Source organism: uncultured Vibrio sp. (genome assembly GCF_947488985.1).
Classification (GTDB): domain Bacteria; phylum Pseudomonadota; class Gammaproteobacteria; order Enterobacterales; family Vibrionaceae; genus Vibrio.
In genome coordinates this window covers 14,211-39,425 of record NZ_CANLBV010000023.1, presented here as the reverse complement: position 1 = coordinate 39,425, position 25,215 = coordinate 14,211, and the positions used below count along the sequence as shown (strand labels likewise).

23 protein-coding genes are annotated in these 25,215 nt (G+C 43.9%); 9 read left to right on the top strand and 14 right to left on the bottom strand.

From position 1 onward, the window contains the following. Positions 1–23 precede the first annotated feature (23 nt). Positions 24–605 carry a NapC/NirT family cytochrome c gene (locus Q1A70_RS07685; RefSeq protein WP_299688644.1) on the top strand — a complete coding sequence of 194 codons (582 nt, stop codon included), beginning with the start codon at positions 24–26 and terminating at the stop codon, positions 603–605. Between the two features lie 11 nt (positions 606–616). Further along, on the top strand, positions 617–754 hold the full coding sequence (locus Q1A70_RS07680) for a TIGR02808 family protein (RefSeq protein WP_299688641.1): 138 nt from the start codon (positions 617–619) through the stop codon (positions 752–754). A 128-nt stretch (positions 755–882) separates the two neighbouring features. Here the strand turns inward: Q1A70_RS07680 and phaC are convergent, their stop codons facing one another. The 5 genes from phaC to Q1A70_RS07655 form a co-directional block, all read right to left on the bottom strand. Further along, positions 883–2,694, bottom strand: a complete 1,812-nt coding sequence (phaC, locus tag Q1A70_RS07675) for a class I poly(R)-hydroxyalkanoic acid synthase (protein WP_299688638.1) — start codon at positions 2,692–2,694, stop codon at positions 883–885. Between the two features lie 74 nt (positions 2,695–2,768). Next, positions 2,769–3,116 (bottom strand): phasin family protein, encoded by a 348-nt coding sequence (locus Q1A70_RS07670; protein ID WP_299688635.1) that lies wholly within the window; start codon positions 3,114–3,116, stop codon positions 2,769–2,771. Positions 3,117–3,247: 131 nt separating this feature from the next. Next, positions 3,248–4,459 (bottom strand): acetyl-CoA C-acetyltransferase, encoded by a 1,212-nt coding sequence (locus Q1A70_RS07665; protein WP_299688632.1) that lies wholly within the window; start codon positions 4,457–4,459, stop codon positions 3,248–3,250. Between the two features lie 26 nt (positions 4,460–4,485). Next, positions 4,486–5,226: an SDR family oxidoreductase gene (locus Q1A70_RS07660; protein ID WP_299688629.1), complete on the bottom strand. Its 741-nt coding sequence runs from the start codon at positions 5,224–5,226 to the stop codon at positions 4,486–4,488. 561 nt (positions 5,227–5,787) lie between these two features. Continuing rightward, complete coding sequence (locus Q1A70_RS07655) at positions 5,788–6,477, bottom strand: SH3 domain-containing protein (RefSeq protein ID WP_299688627.1); 690 nt, start codon at positions 6,475–6,477, stop codon at positions 5,788–5,790. A gap of 96 nt (positions 6,478–6,573) precedes the next feature. On the opposite strand from Q1A70_RS07655, the gene Q1A70_RS07650 reads away from it, so the two are divergent. The 3 genes from Q1A70_RS07650 (at position 6,574) to Q1A70_RS07640 (ending at position 8,359) form a co-directional block, all read left to right on the top strand. Beyond that, complete coding sequence (locus Q1A70_RS07650) at positions 6,574–7,125, top strand: hypothetical protein (protein WP_299688625.1); 552 nt, start codon at positions 6,574–6,576, stop codon at positions 7,123–7,125. 292 nt (positions 7,126–7,417) lie between these two features. Beyond that, the gene (locus tag Q1A70_RS07645; protein ID WP_299688623.1) at positions 7,418–7,660 is read left to right on the top strand and encodes a hypothetical protein; all 243 of its coding nucleotides are present in this window, start codon (positions 7,418–7,420) and stop codon (positions 7,658–7,660) included. 234 nt (positions 7,661–7,894) lie between these two features. Continuing rightward, on the top strand, positions 7,895–8,359 hold the full coding sequence (locus Q1A70_RS07640) for an exoribonuclease R (protein WP_299688621.1): 465 nt from the start codon (positions 7,895–7,897) through the stop codon (positions 8,357–8,359). A 65-nt stretch (positions 8,360–8,424) separates the two neighbouring features. Here Q1A70_RS07640 and Q1A70_RS07635 read toward each other — a convergent pair whose 3' ends face one another. The 5 genes from Q1A70_RS07635 to Q1A70_RS07615 all read right to left on the bottom strand — a co-directional run bounded on the left by Q1A70_RS07635 (position 8,425) and on the right by Q1A70_RS07615 (position 12,753). Then, complete coding sequence (locus Q1A70_RS07635; protein ID WP_299688619.1) at positions 8,425–9,798, bottom strand: HAMP domain-containing sensor histidine kinase; 1,374 nt, start codon at positions 9,796–9,798, stop codon at positions 8,425–8,427. Positions 9,799–9,843: 45 nt separating this feature from the next. Next, a complete protein-coding gene (locus Q1A70_RS07630; RefSeq protein WP_299688673.1) occupies positions 9,844–10,575 on the bottom strand; it encodes a response regulator transcription factor in 732 nt (243 codons plus the stop codon). An 81-nt stretch (positions 10,576–10,656) separates the two neighbouring features. Continuing rightward, the gene (locus Q1A70_RS07625) at positions 10,657–11,337 is read right to left on the bottom strand and encodes a spondin domain-containing protein (RefSeq protein ID WP_299688617.1); all 681 of its coding nucleotides are present in this window, start codon (positions 11,335–11,337) and stop codon (positions 10,657–10,659) included. A 9-nt stretch (positions 11,338–11,346) separates the two neighbouring features. Further along, positions 11,347–12,030, bottom strand: coding sequence for a spondin domain-containing protein (locus Q1A70_RS07620; protein ID WP_299688615.1), 684 nt, complete (start codon positions 12,028–12,030; stop codon positions 11,347–11,349). A 381-nt stretch (positions 12,031–12,411) separates the two neighbouring features. Then, on the bottom strand, positions 12,412–12,753 hold the full coding sequence (locus tag Q1A70_RS07615; protein WP_299688613.1) for a 50S ribosome-binding protein YggL: 342 nt from the start codon (positions 12,751–12,753) through the stop codon (positions 12,412–12,414). A 245-nt stretch (positions 12,754–12,998) separates the two neighbouring features. Here Q1A70_RS07615 and Q1A70_RS07610 point away from each other — a divergent pair, with 245 nt between their 5' ends. Next, positions 12,999–15,026, top strand: coding sequence for a PhoX family phosphatase (locus Q1A70_RS07610; protein WP_299688611.1), 2,028 nt, complete (start codon positions 12,999–13,001; stop codon positions 15,024–15,026). Positions 15,027–15,280: 254 nt separating this feature from the next. On the opposite strand, the gene Q1A70_RS07605 is transcribed toward Q1A70_RS07610, so the two are convergent. The 3 genes from Q1A70_RS07605 to Q1A70_RS07595 form a co-directional block, all read right to left on the bottom strand. Beyond that, positions 15,281–15,901: a LysE family translocator gene (locus Q1A70_RS07605; RefSeq protein ID WP_239846419.1), complete on the bottom strand. Its 621-nt coding sequence runs from the start codon at positions 15,899–15,901 to the stop codon at positions 15,281–15,283. A gap of 166 nt (positions 15,902–16,067) precedes the next feature. Beyond that, positions 16,068–17,354 carry a DEAD/DEAH box helicase gene (locus Q1A70_RS07600; protein ID WP_299688606.1) on the bottom strand — a complete coding sequence of 429 codons (1,287 nt, stop codon included), beginning with the start codon at positions 17,352–17,354 and terminating at the stop codon, positions 16,068–16,070. Between the two features lie 182 nt (positions 17,355–17,536). Continuing rightward, positions 17,537–18,520, bottom strand: coding sequence for a GTP-binding protein (locus Q1A70_RS07595; protein ID WP_299688604.1), 984 nt, complete (start codon positions 18,518–18,520; stop codon positions 17,537–17,539). 583 nt (positions 18,521–19,103) lie between these two features. On the opposite strand from Q1A70_RS07595, the gene clcA reads away from it, so the two are divergent. Beyond that, positions 19,104–20,507, top strand: coding sequence for a H(+)/Cl(-) exchange transporter ClcA (gene clcA / locus Q1A70_RS07590; RefSeq protein ID WP_299688601.1), 1,404 nt, complete (start codon positions 19,104–19,106; stop codon positions 20,505–20,507). Positions 20,508–20,915: 408 nt separating this feature from the next. Further along, the gene (locus Q1A70_RS07585) at positions 20,916–21,896 is read left to right on the top strand and encodes a TDT family transporter (protein ID WP_299696849.1); all 981 of its coding nucleotides are present in this window, start codon (positions 20,916–20,918) and stop codon (positions 21,894–21,896) included. A 124-nt stretch (positions 21,897–22,020) separates the two neighbouring features. On the opposite strand, the gene hmpA is transcribed toward Q1A70_RS07585, so the two are convergent. Continuing rightward, the gene (hmpA, locus tag Q1A70_RS07580) at positions 22,021–23,217 is read right to left on the bottom strand and encodes an NO-inducible flavohemoprotein (protein WP_299688595.1); all 1,197 of its coding nucleotides are present in this window, start codon (positions 23,215–23,217) and stop codon (positions 22,021–22,023) included. A gap of 347 nt (positions 23,218–23,564) precedes the next feature. Between hmpA and norR the strand changes: the two genes are divergently transcribed. Next, a complete protein-coding gene (gene norR, locus Q1A70_RS07575; RefSeq protein WP_299688592.1) occupies positions 23,565–25,157 on the top strand; it encodes a nitric oxide reductase transcriptional regulator NorR in 1,593 nt (530 codons plus the stop codon). Positions 25,158–25,215: the final 58 nt, after the last annotated feature.

Genomic DNA, 25,215 nt, shown 5'->3' with positions numbered 1-25,215 from the left:
CCAAACGGTAAGAGAGGCTATATATGATAAAATTAATTAAAGCGTTTTGGAAAAGGCTGACGACGCCAAGTAAAGCAGCGGTAGGCGTTGTACTTTTCTTGGGCTTCGCGGGTGGTCTTTTGTTCTGGGGTGCATTTAACACTGGCATGCAGGCAACCAATACTGAAGAATTCTGTTCTGGTTGCCACGCTCCTATTGTTGCTGAAATCCAAGAAACTATTCACTACTCGAACCGTTCAGGTGTTCGTGCAATCTGTTCAGATTGTCACGTACCTCATGAATGGACAGATAAAATTATTCGTAAGGTTCAAGCATCTAAAGAGCTATACGCACACTTTATTGCCAAAACCATCGATACTGAAGAAAAGTTCCAAGCACGTCGTGGTCACTTAGCTGAGCGCGAATGGGCTCGAATGAAAAACAACGATTCACTTGAATGTCGTAACTGTCACCAGTTCGATTACATGGATTTCTCAGAGCAGAGCCCTCGTAGTGCACAACAGCATTCAACTGCGCTAGCTTCTGGTGAAAAAACGTGTGTAGATTGTCATAAAGGTATCGCACACAAACTACCAGATATGCACGGCGTTGAAGGCTGGCAATAAGGAGCGATTGAATGAGTACTTTAGAGAACGTTATTTGGCACATTCTAGGCTACAGTGCTATGCCAGTTATCATTCTTGGTGGCTTCGTAGGTGTTGCAGCTGTGTCTCTTTGGGTTTTATCTATGGGTAAAGACAAAGAAATCGATTAATAACCGATATATGGTCAACTCCCCCTATTGGGTTGACACTAAAAAGCCACTGATTTTCAGTGGCTTTTTTATTATCTGGTATTGAACATTCTTATTCTTGGATGTGAGTTAGCACCCTAAGACTAAGACTAAGCTTCGTCTTCCGTAGGCTCTTTATCGACAACTTGTTTATCAACAATCGGAAGCACTTGTTTTACATAGTTACCTGGTGCTTTGTCAATAACAGGGTTAAGCTCTGAACCTTGGTTGAAAGGTTCAATTTTTTCGCCACCTTCAAAACCTTGCAGCCACTGATTCCAATGTGTCCACCATGAACCTTCATGATGAGCTGCATTCGTTAACCACTCATCAGCTGAGTCGTCTAGGTTATCATTCAACCAGTAGCCGTATTTATTCTTAGCCGGATGATTAACAATACCTGCAATATGGCCTGACTCACCTAGCACAAACGTTTTGTTGCCACCTGTATTCAGCGCACCACGATATGTCCCCTGCCACAAGGCAATATGGTCTTCTTTAGCAGAAATAAAATAACTCGGTATTTTGATCTTATTAAGGTCAATCCAAACACCCCCTACTTTCACGCCTTTGTCTTGAACCAGTTTATTCTCTAGATATAGCTCACGTAGTAAGAAGTTGTGGCATTTAACAGCTACGTTGGTGCTATCACTGTTCCAATACAGCAGGTCAAACTCCATTGGACTACTGCCTTTAAGGTAATTATCAATGTAGTAGTTCCAATACAAACTGTTTTCTCGAAGCAAGCTGAACGTGACGCTCAGTGAGCGACCATCCATATAACCTTTCGCCTCGTTTTGTTTTTCAATCGCGCTGATGATCGTCTCATTAATGTATGCCCCAACCTCACCCGGCTGAGAGAAATCCAGCAACGTGGTGAAGAAAGTCGCAGTTTTAACGCGCTTTTTCATACGCTTGGCGGCGTAGTAAGCAATGGTAGATGCCAGCACCGTGCCACCAATACAGTAACCTGCGGCATTGATTTGCTCTTTACCTGTAATATCTTCAATCGCGGCTACGGCTTTGACAACACCTTCCGTAACATAGTCACCAAACTCTAAGTCTTTCTGAGCTTCACCTGGGTTACGCCAAGACATCATGAACACGCTGTGTCCTTGCTCTAAAAGCCAACGTACCATTGAATTCTTCTCACGAAGGTCGAGAATATAATACTTGTTGATAAAAGGCGGGACGATCAGTAAGGGAGTGGCATTGACCTGTGGTGTCTTAGGGTAATATTGAATCAGCTCAAACAGCTCGTTTTGAAAAACGACATCCCCTTCGGTATTAGCAACATCCACACCTAATCGGAAAGCATTATTGTTGGTCATGCGGATCTTGAGTATATCTGCACTCGCTTCAACGTCTGCTTGCAGCTGCTCTAGCCCATCAAGAAGATTCTCACCATTACGTTCAAGCGTGAGTTTCATCAGCTCAGGGTTCGTCGCGATAAAGTTGCTTGGCGATAATGCATTAATTGCCTGACGAGAGAAAAAAGCGACACGCTCTTTGGTTTTTTCGTCAATACCTTCGATCGAGTTGATGGTATCGATGTAGCTTTTGCTAAATAACAGATAGGATTGTTTGATAAAGCTATAGAACGGGTCATTTTTCCACGCCTCATCAATAAAGCGTTTATCACCACGATCTTCTGAAATGACGCTCTCAGTATTACCCGTTAGCGCGGCATTTTGCCAGATTTTCAGTTGCTGTTCCCACCATTGAGACTGTAACTGAAGCAGCATTGCAGGTTGGTTAGCGGCTTGCTCGAAAATTTTTGACGCATCATCAAAATTCAATTCTTGCATCGCTTGGTTTAAGGGAGATTGCGCGGCTTCCTTGTTTTGTTCAAAATTATCCCACCATTGCTGGTTTGTTTGTTGAAATTTGACAAGGTAGTCCGAAAAGAAGTGTTGAAACATAACATGACTCCAATAATCGGAAAATCGCCACCAAACCTCACAGTCATACTGCGCAGACTCGATGGCGATTAAATTTATGCAGGTGTAACTGTTTTCAAGTTTTCAGTTGTTAATGTTTCAACATCTTCTTTGAATTCTTTAGCTACGGCTTGCAACTTCGCACTGTCGCTCATCATTTGCTGAGAAAGTTGAGTAAGCGTCGATAATTGTTGACTATTAAAAGCAGTAAGGCTGTTTACATCTTTGATTTCGCTTACCGCTTTCATTTGTGCAAGGCCCATATCAGTGTAAGTCTGCATCGCATCCATTTGCAGTTCAGCCAGAGTTTGGACGTTCTTTGCAACTAACTTGTTGAACTTGAAGTACGGTTCAAATTGCTTTTCAGTTTGGTCTGTCATTGTTTTGAAAATATCCGTGTACATAAGTTACTCCTGATGAATACATAGTTTAATAAATTTGTGTCACTATCGTTTCAGCCAACGTTCATCGATTGACTCGCGATGCTTTGAAAAGCTGATCCGATATTTTAAGCTTGCTACCGATATATCAGGTTCTAACCTTCAATACCTTTTAGCAAAACAGCGGTTCCCATTCCCCCACCCACACAGAGTGAAGCAATGCCATAAGTCGTTTTCTGCTCAAGCATCTCATGGATCAGTGAAACAATAATTCGATTACCTGACGCACCTAAAGGATGGCCAAGCGCGATTGCACCACCATTCACATTTACCTTTGGCTTGAACACATCAAGCGGTAAGTCATGCTGCTCTGACAATTGGTACATTACGCCAAGTGCTTGTGCTGCAAACGCTTCATTCAATTCAAACAAATCTATTTCTTCGAGAGTGAGATTCGCTTTATCAAGCGCTTTAGATACTGCTTCTACTGGTCCTAGCCCCATAATCTTTGGGTCCAAACCTGACTGTGCGTAACTGGTCAGTTCCATTAACGGTGTTAGACCATATTTCGCTACCGCCGACTCAGACGCTAAAATGATTGCACTCGCACCATCATTGATGCCCGAAGCGTTACCTGCCGTGACAGACCCTTCACGCTCAAAAGCTGGACGAAGTTTCTGCAACCCTTCAAAGGTAGCGTCTGATTTTGGGTACTCATCGGTATCAAAGGTAACGGTTTGTCTGCGTTGCTTGACTTCAACAGGTACAATTTGCTCGTTAAATTTACCCGCTTCGATTGCCGCAACCGCTTTCTGTTGGCTTTCTAGCGCATAGTTGTCTTGAGCAAGACGAGAAATGTTCAACGCGTTAGCGATATTCTCAGCCGTCACGCCCATATGATACTGATTAAACACATCCGTTAAACCATCGCCAACCAGCAGGTCTTTCATCGAAACGTCACCCATTTTGTGCCCGTTACGAACGCTTGACGGGACAGCAAAAGGAATTTGAGACATCACTTCAACACCGGCCGCAACCACCACTTCAGCGTCTTGGGCCTTAATGTGCGCAGCAGCATCCATGACTGACTTCATGCCACTGCCACAAATCATGTTGACACCGTACGCTGGTGTTTCTTCTGGAAGCCCTGCGTAGATTGAAGCTTGACGCGCTACGCCCATGCCTTGCCCTGCCGAAATCACGTTACCGACGATCACTTCATCAACCGCATCTAGCGGAAGGTCTGCGGCCTCTAGTGCACCTTTAATCGCGATCCCAGCTAATTCGCCTGCTGACACGTTCTTTAGCGAACCTGTAAATGCGCCAATAGGTGTACGCTTTGCTGCAACAATAAATACTTTTTCCATCGTTCCATTCCCTTGAATTTCGCCAATTAGTGCATGTACAAGCCGCCATTCACAGACAGTGTCTCGCCTGTAATGTACGCACCGGAATCACTCGCTAAAAAGCCCACTGCATCGGCAATCTCAACCGGTGTAGCCAAGCGTTTCATTGGGATTTGGTTCTTGATCGAATCAAGGACTTCAGGCTTCATTTGCTCAACCATAGGTGTTGCAGTGTAGCCAGGGGCAATCACGTTCACTGTTACGCCGCTACGAGCGCCTTCCGCAGCCAAGGCTTTAGAAAAACCAATCATTCCCGCTTTAGCCGCCGAGTAGTTGGTTTGTCCGAATTGACCTTTAAGACCGTTCACTGAAGAAATGTTGATGACTCGGCAGTTACCCTTTTCGCACATAGGTGCAAACAAAGGCTGAGTGACATTGAACAGGCTATTGAGGTTCGTATCAATCACGTCTTTCCACGCTTCAGCATCCATCTTTTTAAAAACACTATCACGCGTAATACCCGCATTGTTCACCAATACATCCACCGTGCCTTCTTCTTCTAACAACTTGCTTAAGCTCAACGCACATTCCGCAGTATTGGTCACATCCAATTCAAACAATCTCACTTGATCCTCAGTAAATTGCTTTTCATTAAACCAATCCAGTGCACATTGATAGTTTCCAGTAAAATACGTTGCAATCACTCGATATCCATCTGCAACTAATTTAGAGGAGATTGCTGAGCCGATTCCGCCTTTTGACCCTGTAATTAAAGCAAGCTTTTTCATTAATGGTTCCATCCTTTACAAGAAATTAAATAACAATGATGTTAATAAGACAATGTATTAGTTGATAATTACAAATTACTTTCTGCTTTAATTAAACAGTACAACTCAAAGTGAAAAAGTATTATTACAAATCGAAAATATTTTTGCCTCATGAGTAAAAACTAGACTTACCTCTCAACACCAATGAAATGTTACAGGCATGTAAAGCATTATAAGGCACTGATATAAGTGACATTTATTTAATTTAAACTTTATCAACAAGAAGGTGATCCTTTGTTAAATAAAGATAAACTTATACTTCTTAGTTTATTTCAAGATAAATGCAAGATGGATAGGTGTTTGACGATAGAATATGATCACAGTCACAAAGCTATTATTAACCATGACCAATCAGGCATTAAGCACACTTTCATTAATTAATTAAAATCAATACTTTAAGTGAAGATTGAAACATTAAATAATAGAAAAACCACTCACTCTATGGGCAGGATGGAATTAAACACAGTGAGGCGGTGGGAAACTAACGCTATTAACAAATTAGATAACAAATGAAAATGGCTGCTAATTTGTGAATATTTCAGTTGTATTTACATCAAGATAAATTTTGTTTTCAAGAGATAGGCCACCACAATAAATAAAATAGACATCACGCTTACTATACTTAACCGATTTTACCCAGCCACCTAACTCTTCAAAATCGCTAGGACTGCACTCCTGATTGGAGATCAACTTCTCGATCGAATTGCGGAATATTTCTCGATGTCGCTTTAAATCATCAGATTTAACCAAATAAGAATCTAATATCTCTTTGTGTTCTTTCTCTGAAATTATTACTTCATCATTAGAAAGCCCCGACATGGCAACCCATTCGGCCATCTGCGGCCCTCCTTCCTTGAAAACAATATAATCTGATATACGTGCCCAATCGCCCTGCTTTTCTAATACTTCGACTTTTTCACCTTTGTAGAGGTAGTCAGTGATCAGCCCATCAATTTCTGGCTGCTCTAGTACTTCAAGCTTGCGATCTAAAACATAAAACTCCATCTGCTCTGGTTGAAGCGGAAGCTCAAGATCCATGATAGGTGCAAGTTCTTCTTCCATTTGTTGAGTCGATCCTACATATGGCTCTGCGGTTTCCTCTGAAGGCATTGGCTCTTTTTTCATCACAAAGAAATAATACGCGCCCCCAGCTCCGCCAGCCAAGAGTAACAACACAAATAAAGCGATCAGTGCTTTTTTCATCGAATCCACCAGCCATTCCGTTTTAGGTATATTTCCAGTGTACCTCAACTGATGTTACTCCTCATCTATACTCTCTATAGACAACAGATTAAGTAGAGGAAAGTCATGAATTTTTGGGTGAAGGTTCTGATTATCAGTCTCCATTTGATTGTCAATTCGGCACTCGCGAGTCAGTGCGATAGGAAAACTTGGGAAGCGCTGTTGGATCAACAACTCGAAACCGAAGGCCGCTACAATCAATACACTAAAGAGTTCAACAAAGTGCTCGCAAACTATGAGTCGCAGACACTGTTATCGAGACACTTTACTGAAAAACAAATGGTTACTATTTGGGCAAAATACAAGGAAAGGTTTAACACGCAGCTCAATAACCACATGGAAGCGACTTATCACATCTCTAAGGAATTACTAAAGCGGGCAGACATTGTATCTACAGACTTAAAACACGTGCACTCTCTTGCTCGATCTTGGCAAGACGTTGCTGATCATTGTGCAATAGTAAAATTACCTACTCAATCAAAGAATGCGCTAACGCATGTAGAAAGCTCACAATCCCTTGCCGATGATATCCAGACACTGAATAAAAAATTTCGCGTGCTGTCTTCAAAATATCGTCAAGAAGCCACGATGATAGACCAAGCTCTGCACACCTACTAACAGTTAGGTGATTGACTAAATATGGATAACCACGAGATCATTTAGGTACTCAACTAGATTTTTTCGCTCAATTGACTATCACAAATTCTCAATAGTCCTATCAGCGACAAACAGGCTCGTTATCAATAACTTGTAAACTCATTGTTTAACCTGCCAACTTTAAAGTTCAACTTTTAATCAATTCAAGTAGCTATGTGAGATATTCATCACAAAATAGATTTACAAACGCCAAAAAATTGTTATCATGAATATTCATATAACTTAATAACAAGAAATATTTTGGCTAGGTAATATGCAAAAAACTATGGCTTTCAACTACTTGAGTAACACGGAATGGACTGCAGATATCAGAGGTAAACTTTTATCTGTCACTAAACACATGGAAGAGTTCGGTTCAGTTAGTGAGCTAGAGCTATGTAAGATATTTGGAGAAACAATTTGGAATGACGGCGTGAATTACCATTCACATGCTTTTTCATTCAAAATTAATGCACTAACAGGAGATTGTTCAATCTCTCACTTTAAGTATCACTAAGTATTATATCTATCATAGACGAAGTATCTTTCACGAGGTTCTTCGTTTTTTTTATCGCTACTAATTGTAATTGATCTTTCGCATCAACACGATCTTCCACCAAGATCCACTCATTTTATTTTGATCACCTGAACGTCAGTAAACCTTATAACGTGACGTTACCCAAAATATTCTTTTTCTAAGCTCGCTTCTCCATTAAACTGTCCGACCTTTTTGCCGATCCAAGAGAGCACCATGCAACGCGACTACACCCTAAATTGTTTAATCACCATGCCTCGACATGAACTAGAAGAATTTAGCTTAAGAATGATCCATCGCCTTGTTCCTGAAGATGCAATGACAGAATTGTTTACGTTCGAGCAAGAAGAAGTGACCAGCGAAGAGCGCATGCAATCAGCAAAATTCGACGCCATGCTAAGAATGACGGCTATCGCACTAGGTGAGGTCAACTTAGCCTTTTCTGAATCAGATAACTCGCAACAGAACATCGAACGTATGACTCGCTTGCTGCTTTGGCACTTCTACTCGATTTCATTCAACCTTGAAGAAGCGATTGCGATCGAAGTGCACTGCGATAAAGTTGAGAAAATCTTAAAGAGCGCGCCAAAAGATGCCTTTGGTTGGATCAAAGAGTTGACTGAGCTGCTTCACTTCTACGCGAAAGTGAATGAAGGCAACGAAGAGAAGAAAGACGCATAACCTTGCTTAATCTTTAGCTAGCTGCAATTCAAAAACAGCCCAGCGAATACCAAAGGCAGAAAGAGCTATATCGAAGGCAAGTAAAAGCTTTGCTGAAATGAGCTCTCTGCCTTTGTTGTTTCTAGCACACTGTGATGCAACATCAGTATCGACTGAGCGATCTTGGTTCCTATTCCCAACGAACCATTCGGTGCTTCTTGCTCTACCTCATTGTGAATTACGACTCTCACTCGCTTCGAATCCGGTTCTAAACCAACACTCAGTGAAACTGCTGTCCCACTTGGGCTATGCCTCAACGCATTATCTAATAAGTTCAAAATCAACCTTTCAAGCAAGTCACTGTCACCAGCCGCTTTTACTCCATCAGGCATGTCCACCTTAAGTTCGACATCTTTATGGCGGTACTGGCTTTGAATCGTGTCTAGGCACTCACCCAGTAACCCATTCAAATCTATCGACACGTATTGATAGGTAGGAACAGGATTGTCATGTTTGGCACTATCGAGCAGCGAATGCAATTGTTCAGACAGTTTATTACCATTGCGGTAAGCCACATCTATTAATGGATCTGAGTATGGATTTTGGATCTTCCACGTTTCTAAGTAACCCAACACACTTGATAACGGTGTTTTCAGGTCATGGCTTAACTGCAATAAGCTTTGTCTACGATGCGAAGACTGATACTCAAGCTGCAAAAATTGCTGTTGAATGTGTTTCGCCATCAACTGATAAGAACGAGCAATCGGCACCAACTCTGGCACTTGGTGAATAAAGTTAGGGTCAAGACGGAAATCTTGCTCTGCTTGTTGCTGCAGTTTGTTGGTGACCTCTTCGATAGGATTCAACAGGCTACGTTTTACGAGCAGGTAAGCACCAATCGCAAAACCTAGAATAGAGATAAGCATCAGCCCGGCTAGCGCCATATAAGGTGTATCGACTTGTGAATTGGCAATCACAGTGTGGCGGTTACTGCCAATCAACACATACAGGTACCCCACGGTTGAACCCAACTCTTCAATCGCAGCAACAGAAAATACCTTACGAGAATCAGGATTGATCGGGTCTTCGCCCAGAATCGGATAAGGCTCGTCATTTAAGAATTGTTTAATGGGTGCTAAGTCTATCTTGTTTGCCAACACAGTGCCTTCTGGGGCAGCGTGTGTCGTGATATTTCCCTGACTGTCGAGAAAGTAGATGTCGAAATCGGGACCAATCAACATCAAGGTGTGAAAGATGGATTTAAGGGCTGTGGGGTTGTAGTCAGTCCCAATCATCAGAGGGTTATCATCGCGCATGTGAACCGTGAGCTCTTTGTGTAAGCTCTGTTTAGTTCTTTGTTCTATGGTCTCTTTTTGCCAATGATACGTGTAGGCAATCACCACACTTACGAGCAGAAACCACAAACTGGTAAATAGCACTAAACGCGATTTGAAACTCATGTTCTCTCCTCGATGGCTCTTAAGCTTAGGACGCGACACATAGATCTAAATGTTCGACTCGAACTTATAGCCCACACCCCAAACGGTTTTGATGAAATCATCGTCGCTATTCGGCATGGCAAGCTTGGTTCTTAAGCGGTTAACCGTGCTACACACCGTGTGGTGATAACCAGAATGATCGGTATTCCAAACGTGGTTGAGCAGCTCGTCTTTGCTATAGACACGTCCCGGTCGGGTGGCTAAAAAGTGAAGTAACGTAAACTCGGTTGCTGTCAGTGGGACATCTTGATTGTTCAATGAAACCTGATGACGCTCAGGTTGGATGGTAAGCCCGCCAAAACTCATTACGGGTTCGGTTGATTGCGAATCTTTAACTACTGATTCAGAGTGACTTAAGCGACGCAACACGTTTCTTACGCGCGCTTGAAACTCGAGCACGCTGAAAGGCTTGGTAATGTAGTCATCAACCCCAGCTTCTAAACCCGACACCTTATCTAGCTCAGTATCTCTTGCAGTGAGCATTAGCACAGGCGTCCAGTCTTCTTGCTGACGTAACAATCGACAGAAATCGAGACCATCGCCGTCCGGTAAGCCTCGATCAAGCACGATCAAACCGAACTGGCTTCCCTGATATAGCGCTTGAGCCTTTTCAATTGAGTTGGTTCTTACAACGTCATGCCCTTGGAACTTAAGGTGCATCTGCACCAGCTCAGCCAAGTCGTCGTCGTCTTCAACCAACAATATGTTTGCCATCAAATTTACCGCAGCACTGTTCATGATCCCTGCTCTATTCGGAGTCTGCCCACCTTTCAATTGACCGGAACAGAGCAAGAATTCTTTCATCGTGTGTTCACCCAATTACTCTGTGCGAGTAATAGTGATTCGCGCACCAGGGTTAAGAAAACGATGGTTTCCACTTAATGCGGAGGTCGCAAGACCATCATCTTGGCTAATGACACCAGAATGATAGCTCACGACATCGGTGTCGTTCCTATCACTGTTAAAACCTTCCCCACCGCCTGCAGGCCCAGGAATCGTTGCTGCAAGTTCGTCATTGAGTTCAGTTCCTGAATCCCACACGTTCATATTCATCGTGAACGTGTCGCCCACCGCTAACGATTTCAGCGATAAACCAGATTCACCAACAAACGCATCATTAGTGTTGACTAGCATTGAAGCGACGGATAGATAACCTTCTTGATTTGGGTCGACACGAATAGACACGGTGTCTTGTTCTCCGGAAAGAATCAGCCCATTGCCTGAAATGCCTTGATAAACATTAGCGTCGCTGTCGCTGAGCGCGATGAGTTCAGCATTACTACCACCTTCAGCTAAGTATTCAAGGTCAACAGAAGCACTTTGGCCGATTTCAAACAGATCAAAACTGGTGTTGTGCGTCAGTACCGCAAGTGGTGACATAGGTTGGTTGGGCGTGAGGTTGGTAACACTCACATCGTAACGGTAGTAATCATCGTCATCATCAGGACAACCGGCCAATACGGCGACAGAAGCAGCGATAAATAAAATTCTAGCTTTCATACATCCCCCTTACTTCACAACGATCGTGATAGTTGCCACAGGGTTTAACCAGCGATGGCTACTGCTATCGAGGTCACTAACTCCACCCGCAGCATCACTATTGCCAATGTTGCCCGGATGAATATGAACCTTAGCGTTAGACACGGCAGTCTCTACACCTGTACCACCAGCACCAAAGGTAATAAAGGGAGGATTTGGCATACTACCAGCCAACTCATCATTGGCTTCAGTACCTGCATCGTATCCATTCAGTGTGGCTTTATAGGTACCTGCTTGAGTTGGGATCTTCCAGCTATCTAATCCAACAAAACCATCGTTGGTTGGCAATAACATTGCGCCGAGCGACAAGTAAGCCAGATCTCCAGTATCAATATCGAATGTGGTCGCAACACCCGGGGCAAGAATGCCGCTAGCAGGGTTTTCAACGACGACACCACCTGCATTGGCGATGACACCAGATAAGCCCGAGATGTCTCCGCCTTCCGCCATGGATTCCAACTCAGCAGAAGCTGTTTCCCCTATTCTAAACATGAACAAGCTTGAATCATGAGCTGCTGCCAAGATTGGCGTAAAGTAGATCCCTTTTGTGGCATTGGTGACAGTCACCTCAAGCTGGGCTGCCTGAGCTTGAACAGCCCCAAAAGCGAACATCGCTGAGCCAATCACTAAGCTGATTTGAGTACGTTTATTCATTTTGATTCCATCCTTTATTGAGTCCTTTCGTGACCGACGAATCAATAACATCGAAATACGTGTTATCGAGTCAGCCACGAACTGTGTTGTTGACTCTAAGAATGGCGATCAAATCTATCAGCAACTTCATTGAATTCTCATAAAAGTCTCACAAGTTTATCCAAACTTATTACAGCCCAGATAAGTAGTCATAGAGCGCTGATATTTAAGTAAAATTAGTCGCCTCACACAGCAAAAGGGAAGCGTTAAAACTAGAATAACAAAGGAATAAAACGCAAAAAGGCCGAATCGACTTACCGATTCGGCCTCTATTTTTGTGTATTGTTGCTCGTTCTAGAAGCCGTATAGGCCTCTAAGCAAAGCTAACAGTACAACATCAATTTAAAACGCGTAGTTTGCGTCAATAAGCTCGCTTACTTCAACTTTCGTTACTTCAGCACGCGCTTCAAGCCACTGTGCAACTTGCAGTTGCTCCGCTTCAGTTACAGAACGGTAACGCTGGATAGAGCATAAGAAACCTTCAAACAGCTCAAGGCCACCGCCACCAAAGCATAAGCCGATGCTGTCAATGAAATCGATGAACTCGTCAATGAACACATCGTATTGGTCAAAATCAGCAATCGATGTCTTGCAGCTTACCTCAAAACCCAGAATCGCAAATTCACTTAGGTATAGCTTTTTGCGTAGGCGACGATTTTTGTTTTCAATTTTATCTAATTTCATAACTGTCTCTCTTTTCATTTGATTAAGCATTTATACACAGTTCCAGCGTAACCCCCAAGTGTTTTGTCTTGCATGAGAAGCGCCATGGCAATTCAGAAACAAAACCTTAATAAAAAACATAAAAACCTGTCACTTAACCACCTCACAATTAGTCACACATTCACCCATTTTACTAACAAATCAATCAGTAGGTGGGTAAGTCATAAATAACGAATAATAAAGTCAGCTAATAGGAAGCCGTCGCGATGAGCAAGGAAACATTTGATAGCACTCGTTTTAACAAGAGTAAAAACAAACCCTTCGAAGAAGTTCTAGATGCAAATCTTTCAAGAAGAAACGTATTAAAAGGCGGTTTAGGCATCAGTGCAATGACTGCTTTTGGCTCGTTTGGTTTAGCGGGTCACAGCACAGCTAACGCTGCAACAATGCAAGCAACGGGCGCGCAGAAAAGCACCGCAACTCTCACGTTTGAATCGGTTAAAGGCTCATTGACTGACAGTGTTGTCGTACCGAAAGGCTACATAGCACAAGTGCTCGTCCCTTGGGGCACGCCACTTAACAAGCAAGGTAATGCTTGGCTAAAAGACGGTACAAACAACGCACAAGACCAAGCCAACGCACTGGGAATGCACCACGATGGCATGCACTTCTTCCCGCTTGATGGGAACAGCAATGATGGTTTGTTGGTGATCAACCACGAATACATTGACCAAAAAGCCCTGCACGCTAATGGTCCTACATACAATGAAGGCGCTCGTCCTAATATTGATGAAGTACGCAAAGAGATCAACGCACACGGCGTGAGTGTGGTTCGCGTTAAGCTTGAAGGTAATCAATGGGTAATGGTCCACAACGACCCGCTTAACCGTCGCTACACAGGCGCGACAGTAATGGAGCTATCTGGCCCTGTTGCTTACAGTGAGTTTACCAAAACCAAATTCTCACAAGACGGCAGCCAAGCTCGCGGCACATTAAATAACTGTGGTAACGGCTACACACCTTGGGGGACTTACCTAACTTGTGAAGAGAACTGGCCGGGTTACTTCGTCAATAAAGGTACAACGACACCAGGTCAAGAGCGTATCGGCATTGCAACTGATAAAACACGTTACGGTTGGGACACACTTTCAGGTGACAAACAAGAACGCTTGGACGAGTTTGCACGCTTTGATGTAACACCAACCGCTGATTCACCAATGGACGATTACCGTAACGAAGCACACGGTCACGGCTACATTGTTGAAATCGATCCATATACAGCAAACTCACGTGCGAAGAAACGCTCAGCTTTAGGTTGCTTCCGCCATGAAGGTTGTACGTTTGGTAAATTAACGGAAGGCGAGCCAATCGTATTCTACTCTGGCCACGATTCTCGCTTCGAATACCTCTACAAATTTGTTTCTGAGGCGAAATGGGACCCGCGTGATGCTGAGCCAAATAACCGCCTAAATGCTGGCGACAAGTACATGGACAAAGGTACGCTTTACGTCGCTAAGTTCAACGACGACGGTTCAGGTACATGGTTACCATTAACATTGAACAGCAAAACCACAAATGGTGGCAAGCTAAGTGATACTTTTAACTCTCAAGCAGCACTTATCGTTAATACAGCAGGTGCAGCTGACCTTGTCGGCGCAACGCCAATGGATCGCCCTGAATGGTGCTCTGTTGACCCTATGACAGGTACCGCTTACCTAACGCTAACGAACAACAATAAGCGTAAAGAGGCCAATTCAGCGAACCCTCGCGTAAACAACAAGTTTGGTCATGTTATCCGTTGGGACGAAGGCAAAACTGCGAGCGAATTCGATTGGGATATCTTTGTATTCGGTTCACCTGCAGTGGAAGACAAATCCATCAACCGCTCTGGTCTAACAGAGATGAACCAGTTCGCGAGCCCTGACGGCTTAGCGTTTGATGCTCGTGGCATATTATGGATTCAGACAGATAACGGCGCAGACGAAGTAACGGGCTACACCAATGACCAAATGCTGGCTGTGGTTCCATCTCAGCTAACGGATGACAAAGGCAACAGCGCGACGATTGATGCAAACAACCAAGCACAGCTAAAGCGCTTCTTTGTTGGTCCAAACGGATGCGAAGTAACAGGCTTTACTATCAGCCCAGATTTCAAATCACTATTTGTGAACATTCAACACCCGGCAAACTGGCCATCTTCAGAAGATGCAACGGCTCAAACTCAAGGTAATGTTCGTCCAAGATCATCTACCGTTGTGATTCGCCGTGAAGACGGTGGTGAAATCGCAGTTTAATAAGCAAATCTAGATAAGGTCAGCAACCTTACTGTTATCTAGTTTCTGTTCGCTAGCTAAGTAAAATCAAAAAGAGCGATAAGGCCAAATACCCTATCGCTCTTTTTATATTCTATTCATTCTTTGGTTTAAGTAAGAATCCGAATTTTCAAAAACCACCGTAATCCTAAGTACTCATCATCCCAAGTACACGTCATCCTCGAGAAGGAGGAACGACTGAGTCGGGATCTCTTCTCGTTGTAGGCTAACCAGAGTTAACTCACAAACAACCACACACCCACGCCCATCATCAGTGTACCTGCAATACGGTTCATCAACTTCACATTGTCTGCCTTACCGAGCATGTGCTTAAGGCTCTTACCACCTGTCGCGTACAGAGTCATACAAACAAATTCAGAAACAAGAATAATCGACACCAGAATCAACAACTGCGGTGCTAAGTCTTTACTACTGTTAATGAAAGGAGGAAGTAAAGAAATCATAAACGCCCAGCCTTTCGGATTCGCAATCGCAGTAACAAAACCTTGAACCACCAAGTCCCAATCATTATTTACTTGAGCTTCTTGATTATCAGTACTTATCGCCAGTTTCCCTCTTGAGCGCCACATCTGAACGCCCAAATAGAACAAGTACCCTGCACCCACAAACTTGAAGCCTGTAAATAGCCATGGGTAATTCAACATGATCGAAGCGATACCTAATACTGCCGCGACCGAAACCACAGCAACTCCGGCCAGTTCACCGACCATCATCCATAATGTACGCTTGTAACCGATGCTCATGCCCAACGTTAACGCCAAGGTCATACACATGCCGGGCGTGATTGATACAAAGAAAAACGTGGGAATAAAAGCCCAAAGTAGCGCACTATCCATATTATTACCTTATCGACTTATTTTTATTTGATGGTTCTTATTTTGCTTTGATGCTTCTTATTATTACGCGAGCTCGAAATGAAGCGATGTTAAAACGAAGTTGGGATGACAATATACAAACAAAAAGAGCCACATAACTGTGGCTCTTTTCAATCACCCACCATCGTTACTTACGACGGTTTTTAATTCGCTTCATCATAGTCAAACGACGTTCTGCGCTTGCTTGATCTTGAGGCTCTTCGTTTGCGTTGTTCTTACGACCTTGGCGGTTTTTGTAAGCCGATTTAGTGTTCAGCTTTTCAATGTAAGCATCACGTTTTTTCGGCTCATAACCCGGCTGTTCAACACGACGAATACGCTGTTGAATTAGTTTCTCAACTTGAACAACCGTCAGCTCTTCTTCGCGGTTAACGAAAGAGACAGCGTGACCTTGCTTACCTGCACGACCTGTACGGCCAATACGGTGAACATAGTCTTCTGCTAGGAAAGGCATGTCATAGTTAATGACGTGTGGTAAGTCTTCGATATCAAGACCACGCGCCGCAACGTCTGTTGCTACCATTACACGCGCTTTGCCTTCTTTAAAATCGTCTAGAGCACGACGACGAGCACTTTGCGCTTTATCACCGTGGCACAATACCGCTTTAATGCCATCTAGCTTAAGCTCTTTAACCACATCGTTTGCGGTTTCTTTGTAGTTCACGAACACAAGCACTTGACGCCAGTTTTTACGACCAATTAGTTCAGAAAGCAGTTCGGTTTTACGCTCTTGATCGACAGGGTAAACCACGTGACCGACCGTCGCAGCTGTTGAGTTTTCACGCTCTACACTAATACGCTTAGGTTTACGTAAAATATCAACCGACAGTTGGTTCAACTGAGTTGAAGTCGTCGCAGAGAACATCATGATTTGCGGCGATGTTTCAACATCCAACATGATCTTACGAACGGCATTGATAAAGCCCATATCAAGGATACGGTCAGCTTCATCGAAGACTAGAAACTCTAGGTTTGCGATAGACACGTTACCCGCTTCTAAGTGCTCTTCTAAACGGCCAGGGGTTGCAACCAAAATATCGACACCCAGTTCTAGTTGACGAACTTGTGAAGACATCTTGTTACCACCGTAAACCGCAGAAACACTCAGTTGAGTGTATTTAACGTAGTCTTTGATGTTTTGTGCGATCTGCGCTGCAAGCTCACGAGTGGGAGCAAGAATAAGGCCGCGAGCCGTTCCTCTCGACGCCTTTTTACCGCTGTTCAAAAGGTGTTGGATAACCGGCAATGAGAATGCCGCTGTTTTACCCGTACCCGTTTGAGCAGTAGCAAAAATATCATGGCCTTTACGAGCCATTGGGATCGCTTTTTGTTGAATTGGAGTGAGTTTTTCATAACCACACTCAGTCAACGCTTTGACTAATTCAGGAGCAAAACCTTGAGAGGAAAATGACATTGTTACGAGTTCCTTAAGCAGACAGCCTACATTCTTATTTCAGCCGAGCACTATAAAGTAATTAGAGTGATTTATCTCACATTTATCGTGATATAACGCAAGTTTTCTCATTAAATCTGGCGTCTACCCCATGCAGGACGAAGTAAACACCGAGATCATTGGTATAAATAGCAAAAATAGAGCTACTTAATACCACATAGCTTTAGGAGAATCGGCTCAAGATCGCCCCAAGGCATAAGCTGTGAGTCAATCACTTCTAGTCGAGACTCAAAGCCATCTAGTGCAATTTCGTTAACAGACACAACTTGATTCGCCACATTAAAAGCGTAGCAACCTTGATTAGTATTGACGACGGCTTTGACACGCTCAGCCGTTAGATCCGACAACATGGAAAACAGTGCGTCGAAATCAAACTTATATTCTGCGCCAAACAGCCAACCACAGCTAAAGTAACCCTGCCCTTTATTCTCTTTACGGATGAAGGCTTCCCCGGGAGGAAGTAGGAATTGAGGCTCTTGTTCGGCATGTTCGTGATGGTGCGCTTCAATATGTGACGATGCGCTGCCATGTACTCTTTCAATATCGAGTACTTCTAATGGCACTTGACCATCATGAATGAGCGTATGGAAGACTTTTGGGGGCGTTTGATCCGCCACCCAATCATTAAACACATCGATGTCTTCAGAATGAACAAGATCCACCTTAGTACCAATAATCACGTCAGCACTGTCTAATTGATCATTAAAGTTCTGGTTTAATGTGTACTTTTCATTGGATAAGTTTCGCGGATCGACCAGACCTATCGTCGCTTTAAGCTCAACATACGGGGCGTACTGCTGTGAAGTCAGTGTCGCGATCACCTGCTTTGGGTGACCAAGCCCTGTTGGCTCAATCAATAAGCGATCCGGTTTCTGGCGTAGCAAAGCGTTAATACCAACCGACATCGGCACGCCCGCAGTACAACACATGCAACCACCCGGTACTTCTTTAATCAAAGCACCTTGATCCGTCATAAGTGCGCCATCAATGCCGATCTCCCCAAACTCATTCACCAAAACAGCCCAGTTTTCGTTTTCAGGTTTGTTTTTAAGCAGATTTAAAATGGCTGTCGTTTTACCAACCCCGAGGAAACCGGTCATAATGCTTGTTGGGACTTTTTGGGTCATATCAGTTCTCCTTTTTGAGGGAGTATATACTTAATCACCGAAAAATTGACCCCAAACGATTGTTAACAGCAACAATCGTAAATCGAGGTTGATACTTATAACGCGTTTAATGTCTCTATAGAGGTTAATGCTTATGTAGCCAGAGTCGCTTCGGATAGGAAGATAAAGCGGAAATGGGATACTCCAGACAAACTAAAGGCGTACTTCAGGAGTACGCCTCACCCTCGTTACTCAATCGTGAGTTCGCGAATCAGGAAGCCTTAAATATCGACCTGAACATTGAACGAGGAACTAAAATGTTTTTTCTGAGTCCATCCAAATTGTGTGTAAAACCTCACTTCTCCTTTCGGTTCGTTATGTTGCTTTACGATTTAACTATGGTTCATTTTGAGGGTAATTCAAGCTGCCACCAAAAAAGCTGCTCAAAATGTGATCTAGGCGCCATAATAACGCCCAAATTCCGCATATATCATAGACTTGTTTCATAAATGGAATTCAACTTTGCGTATTTGCCGCTATAGGATAAAACGAGGAAGCGTATAATTTGAGTCTGACACAGAATTAACTCAGGAGTAGGACCTCAATGACCAAAAGAGAGAAAATAAAGCAATCCCTGTTAGCTAAAATGCCAAAGGATGCCATTAACCAATTTCTCTCTAGAGACAAAACGCCGGCTTCGGTCCTCTTTCTTTCTTGCATCGTCGGTATACTGGCTGGCGTCGTTGGCAGTTACTTCGAAATTGCGGTTCATTTCATCTCAGAAACACGAACTGAGTGGTTAAAAAATGAATTCGTTCACTACTTACCCCTGTGGCTTGCCGCCTTCTTAGTCAGCGCGGCACTCGCTTTTATTGGTTACTTCCTCGTTCACCGCTTTGCTCCAGAAGCCGCTGGCTCAGGCATCCCTGAAATTGAAGGCGCAATGGAAGGCATGCGCCCTGTTCGTTGGTGGCGAGTATTGCCCGTAAAATTCTTTGGTGGTTTGGGTGCATTAGGCTCAGGTATGGTTTTAGGCCGTGAAGGACCAACGGTTCAAATGGGCGGCAGTATTGGTCGTATGATCACGGATATATTTCGAGTCAAAAATGACGATACTCGGCATTCATTGCTCGCAGCAGGGGCAGCCGGAGGCTTAGCCGCTGCCTTCAATGCGCCCTTAGCCGGTGTTATGTTCGTCATAGAGGAAATGAGACCACAATTTCGCTATACGCTCATTTCAATTAAAGCCGTCATTATCTCTGCAATCTCAGCAAATATTGTCTTTCGTTTCATTAATGGTCAGTCTGCTGTTATTACCGTTCCGCAATATCAATCACCAGAACTGAACGCGCTGTGGTTATTCCTACTACTGGGCGTGTTATTCGGGTTATTTGGTGTCATTTTCAACAAGCTGATTACGCTATCGCAAGACATGTTTGTCGCAATACATAAGAATGATCGCAAACGCTACCTCATGACAGGTACACTGATTGGTGGCTGCTTTGGTTTATTGCTTCTTTACATACCAGAATTAACTGGCGGCGGTATTACTATCATTCCTGATATCACCAATGGTAATTTCAGTGTAAATGTATTGCTGCTGTTGTTCATAGGCCGTGTTCTTACTACGCTACTCTGTTTCGGGTCTGGTGCACCCGGTGGTATTTTTGCTCCTATGCTAGCACTGGGTACCCTCTTTGGTTACACATTTGGGCTTATCGCTGCTGCGTTCTTTCCTGAACTGAACATTGAACCGGGTATATTTGCGATTGCGGGTATGGGTGCCTTATTTGCCGCGACTGTGCGGGCACCAATTACAGGTATACTTCTGGTGATTGAAATGACCAATAACTACTACCTCATTCTGCCATTGCTCATTACTTGCTTGGGGGCGGTGATCATTGCTCAGGTACTCGGTGGACAGCCAATCTACAGTCAATTACTTCACCGTACGCTGAAAAATGACAAGCTAAGACAGCAAGATCTCCCTCAACAAGAGAAGGTATAATACTTGGGTGTGTTGACCTTTCGAGCTGATTTTTGCAGCGCGTTGCTGGGTATTTATACAAAGCAGAGGCGTCGATGTGTAGCTAGCCTACATGAGAAGCCGATAACGTAGTAGAAATGACCAGCAAACGCTGCCCGAAGGGTTCGGCTAAAAGTGTTGAACCAAAGGCAACGTTCAAAACTCGAACAGCAAAGCACACTTTGATCGCGATTAATGCTTAGAATCAATAGAAAAACCAAAAACGCAAACGGTAAACTTGCTATCATCCCGCTCAAATTTATTTGAGTGCCTGATCCGTTCCAATAACGGCACGCCTGAATGCTCGCTCTAGGGCATAATTTTTATCTTTAGCCATACCCTTTATCATTAACCGTACCTTTAAAAAATTAACTAAGTTGGAGAAATTCGTTGAACTGGAGGAGATTAACCCAAGTAAAAAATGTGCCGCCCTCTCAGGCGTCTTTAGCACTTGGAGTGATTGGGCTAGGACAAGCTTGGGCTTTATATATACCCGGTATTGGTGAAATCATTCGCCCCTACCTTGCAGCATTTGGTGCCTTATTATTACTGCCAGTGTTACTCCGTTATCTCACAAGTTTTAATACCTTCCTCAATGATATACGCCACCCGCTAAGTGGCAGCCTAATGGCACCAATGAGCATGGCGCTTCTGATCCTGTGCGACTATTTAGCCGAGATATCACAGAGCGTTGCCTACCCTATTTGGTTTTGTGCGCTATTACTGCATTTTACCATGATGGTGTTGTTCTTCAGTTTCCAGATCCTCAACTTCAAGATGTCTAACATTGTTCCGAGTTGGTTTCTGTATCCGGTAGGGTTAATCAGCAGTTCCTTAGCCGGCACCCAATTTGGGCATACGGTATTTTCTGAAACGCTCGCGCTCACGTGTATTAGCATCTATTTCTTCATGTTGCCAGTGGTCTTATATCGCTTAGTTTTCGAAGGCAATCTACCGCGTAGAGCAAGGCCAACACTGGCTATTATGGCAGCCCCAGTTAACCTGTCTTTAGCGGCATATTTGGTTAACTTCGACAATCCAGACCCAATTCTGACTGGCGCGTTGGCGGGTATTGCCATCACGATGACCCTGTTGATTTACTTGTGTTATATCCGATTAATGCGCCTGAAATTCCAGCCTTCCATTGCTGCTGTTACTTTCCCTTCAGTGATCAGTGCGATTGCTATGCACCATTTAACCACGCTTTTCGGGACTGAATACCCGCAATGGTATTGGCTGCATAGGTTTGGCTTCTTTGAGCTAACTATCGCAACAATCTTAGTGATTTGGGTGGCAGGGAGGTATATTAAAATGTATTGGCCAGAATTATTTGATACAAAATACATCGCCAAAAAGCTCAAACGCTCTTAAAGCTAGTCTCAAGGTCTATGTTTGAGTGCGGTATTCTCAAATACCAGATAAGAGAAACTAATCGAAAAAGACCTCACTTCACAGTGAGGTCTTTTGAATCGAGGCATTAATCAGGCGAGTACGATTAGAAGTTAGCGTGAGGGCCAAATACTTCGTAATGAACACGTGAACGGTCAACGTTAAGTGCATCCAGTTGTTCAACAATATTCTTCATGAAGCCAATTGGACCGCAGATGTAAAAATCACTCTCCTCAAAACCTTTGCTATCAGAGATAGACGCGAGATCCATTTGACCTTGATGCGCGTTATCACATGGCGCTCCATCTTTATTCATGTACCACGTTTTCGCTTCCCAACCTTTATCCGCCACAATGTCTTTAACACGAGTCGTGAAAGAGTGTTGGCCAACATTTTCACATGCGTGAAGGTATAAGACTGGCTCGCTTTTCTGTTGATAGTTTAAGAATTCAAGCATTGACTGCATTGGCGTCACACCAACCCCTGCAGAGATAAGCGTTACTGGCTTACTGCGCTCATGATACATAAAGTCACCTGCTGGTGCATATAGACTAACTTCATCTCCAACAGCCGTAGAGCCGTGTAGGTAATTAGAGACAACACCTTGCGTCTCTTGGCCTTCAGCTTCACGCTTCACCGAGATGCGATATTGCTTACCGTTTGGCTTATCAGACAATGAATACTGACGAATCTCACTGTATTGAGAGCCTTCCGGTTTCACTTCAATACCTATGTATTGACCCGGTGTGTAATCGAGAACTTCACCGCCATCTTTTGGCCGTAAGATAAAGCTTGTTACCAGTGCAGATTCTTTGATTTTGGCGGCAATCACAAACGTACGTGATGCTTCCCAACCACCAACCGCTTGCTTACGCAGTAGATAAAGTTCGGCCTCACGATCAATGAAAACTTGCGCTAAGAATAGATAAGCGGCTGTCCATGCTTCCTCGACTTCTGGCGCAAATGCATCAGCGGCAAGTTCACGCAATGTTTCAATTAGGTGCAAACCAACAATCTGGTAGTGCTCGGGTTGGATGTTAAAACTCGTATGTTTCTGAGCAATGCGTTCAACCGCCGAGGTCAAAGCAGCTAGGTTTTCAATATTCTTAGCATAAGCAGCGATAGCTTCGAACAATGCCACACCTTGGCGGCCTGTTCGTTGGTGAGACATATTAAAGATATCTTTTAATTCAGGGTTATGCGTAAACATACGTTGGTAAAAATGTTGAGTTAAAGCAGGGCCTGCGCTTTCTAAAAGAGGAATCGTCGACTTGATAATGTTGATATGTAGATTGTTTAGCATTGATTTACTCCGAACACTTAGTCTTTTGAATAATCGAGTCAAATTGACTAACTTAATTTTAAGATGACTTTATAATGATTTTTCTCAATGAGCTCTTTGGCTACTATTATTATGAGAATCACGCAGGTGGATAAGTAGCGCTAAGTAATTGAATTTAAATATGGTTCAATTATTAACCCGTACCGACGCGTGTAATAGATACAATGCATGAAAGGTGCCAACATGCCAAAGCTAGCTGTGTCTGACTCTCCTCTAAAAAAACCATATCAAACCTTGGTCAAAAAGACCTTTTTTTTGAGTCAAAAAGACTCTACCATGTATATAAATACAACCAGTATGATGCCTTTATGCAAGATATCTCCCCATCGACTCTTATGGAAATGACCATTGGTTTAGCCAGTGGTGTGAATGATCAAGACCGCTTTAATCGCCTAATCGATGCCATTCGTAAAACGATAACCTGTGATTGTGTCGCACTATTAAGCCTTCAAGGCGACACGCTAGTACCAGTGGCAATGCAAGGGCTTAGTCGAGATACATTCGGACGTCGCTTTATCATTTCAGAACACCCACGTTTTGCCGAGATCTGCGCCTCTCGCTCTGCCGTTCGTTTTAATTCAGATAGCCCCCTACCCGATCCTTTCGATGGCTTGCTGATAGACCATGATGGGGAATTACCGATGCATGCTTGTATGGGCTTGCCTCTACTGTTTGGCGATAAACTATTAGGGGTTTTGACGCTAGACAGCTTAAAACCAGGTGTCTTTGCCAATATACCCGCGCGCAACCTAGAAGTGCTAGCAGCGATTGCCGCTTCAGCAATGCAGATGGCGCTGACTTTCTCGCAGCTTGAGCATCAAGCAAAACAGTCCAAGCAGCTATTAGAAGAGTTGAATGTGGAATCGTGGGAACGTGATGGTGGTGAGCTGATAGGTAAAAGCGATACCATGATGGCGCTGAAGAACGACATTGCGGTTGTAGCACCATCGGAATTTAATATCCTGATCCATGGTGAAACCGGTGTCGGTAAAGAGCTTGTTGCTCGTACTCTGCATCACCAATCACAACGTAAACGCAAACCATTGGTTTATGTCAACTGTGCCGCTATTCCTGAAAACTTGGTTGAGAGCGAGCTGTTTGGTCACGTGCGTGGGGCATTTACTGGCGCTGACAAAACCCGTTTAGGTAAATTTGCCTTAGCTGATGGTGGCACACTGTTTCTTGACGAAATTGGTGAGCTGCCCCTTGCAGCGCAAAGCAAACTACTTCGTGCACTGCAAAACAATGAGATACAGCCCGTTGGTCAAGACATCATCCAAACCATCGATGTTCGGGTATTGGCGGCAACCAACCGAGACCTAAAACAAGAAGTTCAAGACGGCCGATTCCGATCGGACTTATACCACCGACTGACCGTATACCCTATCGCGGTGCCTGCACTGAAAGATCGCGGTGATGACATCAGCTTACTGGCTGGTTTCTTCCTAGAACAAGCACGCCGTAAGCTTGGTATCAATCAAGTAAAATTTCGCTCTGAGGTTCTGTCCTTCCTGAGTCGCTACAGCTGGCCCGGCAATGTACGTGAGCTCGAGCACGTGATCAGTCGTTCTGCATTGAAAGCATTGGCGCGCAGCACAAACAAAAGCCTAGTGACTATCACCAAAGAAGATTGTGGCCCACTCGACCAAGATCAGCCAATCGTAACCACTCAAGCGAAGACGACTCCGTTATCAACGCCTACCGTCGACCTTTCTGCAGGTCTGCGCGGCGCAACAGACGATTTTCAGCGCACCATCATTACTGAGGTGTTAGAAGACGCTAACTTTAACTGGGCGCAGGCTGGTCGAGTTCTGAAAACAGACCGAGCAAACCTGACTCGACTCTCGAAACGTTTAGGGCTTAATGTGGCTAAGTCTCACACGATTGAACGGACAAAGTAAATATTAGCAGTTTGTTGCAAGCATCCAATGAAACTTGTGTATATAATGCTGCAAATTG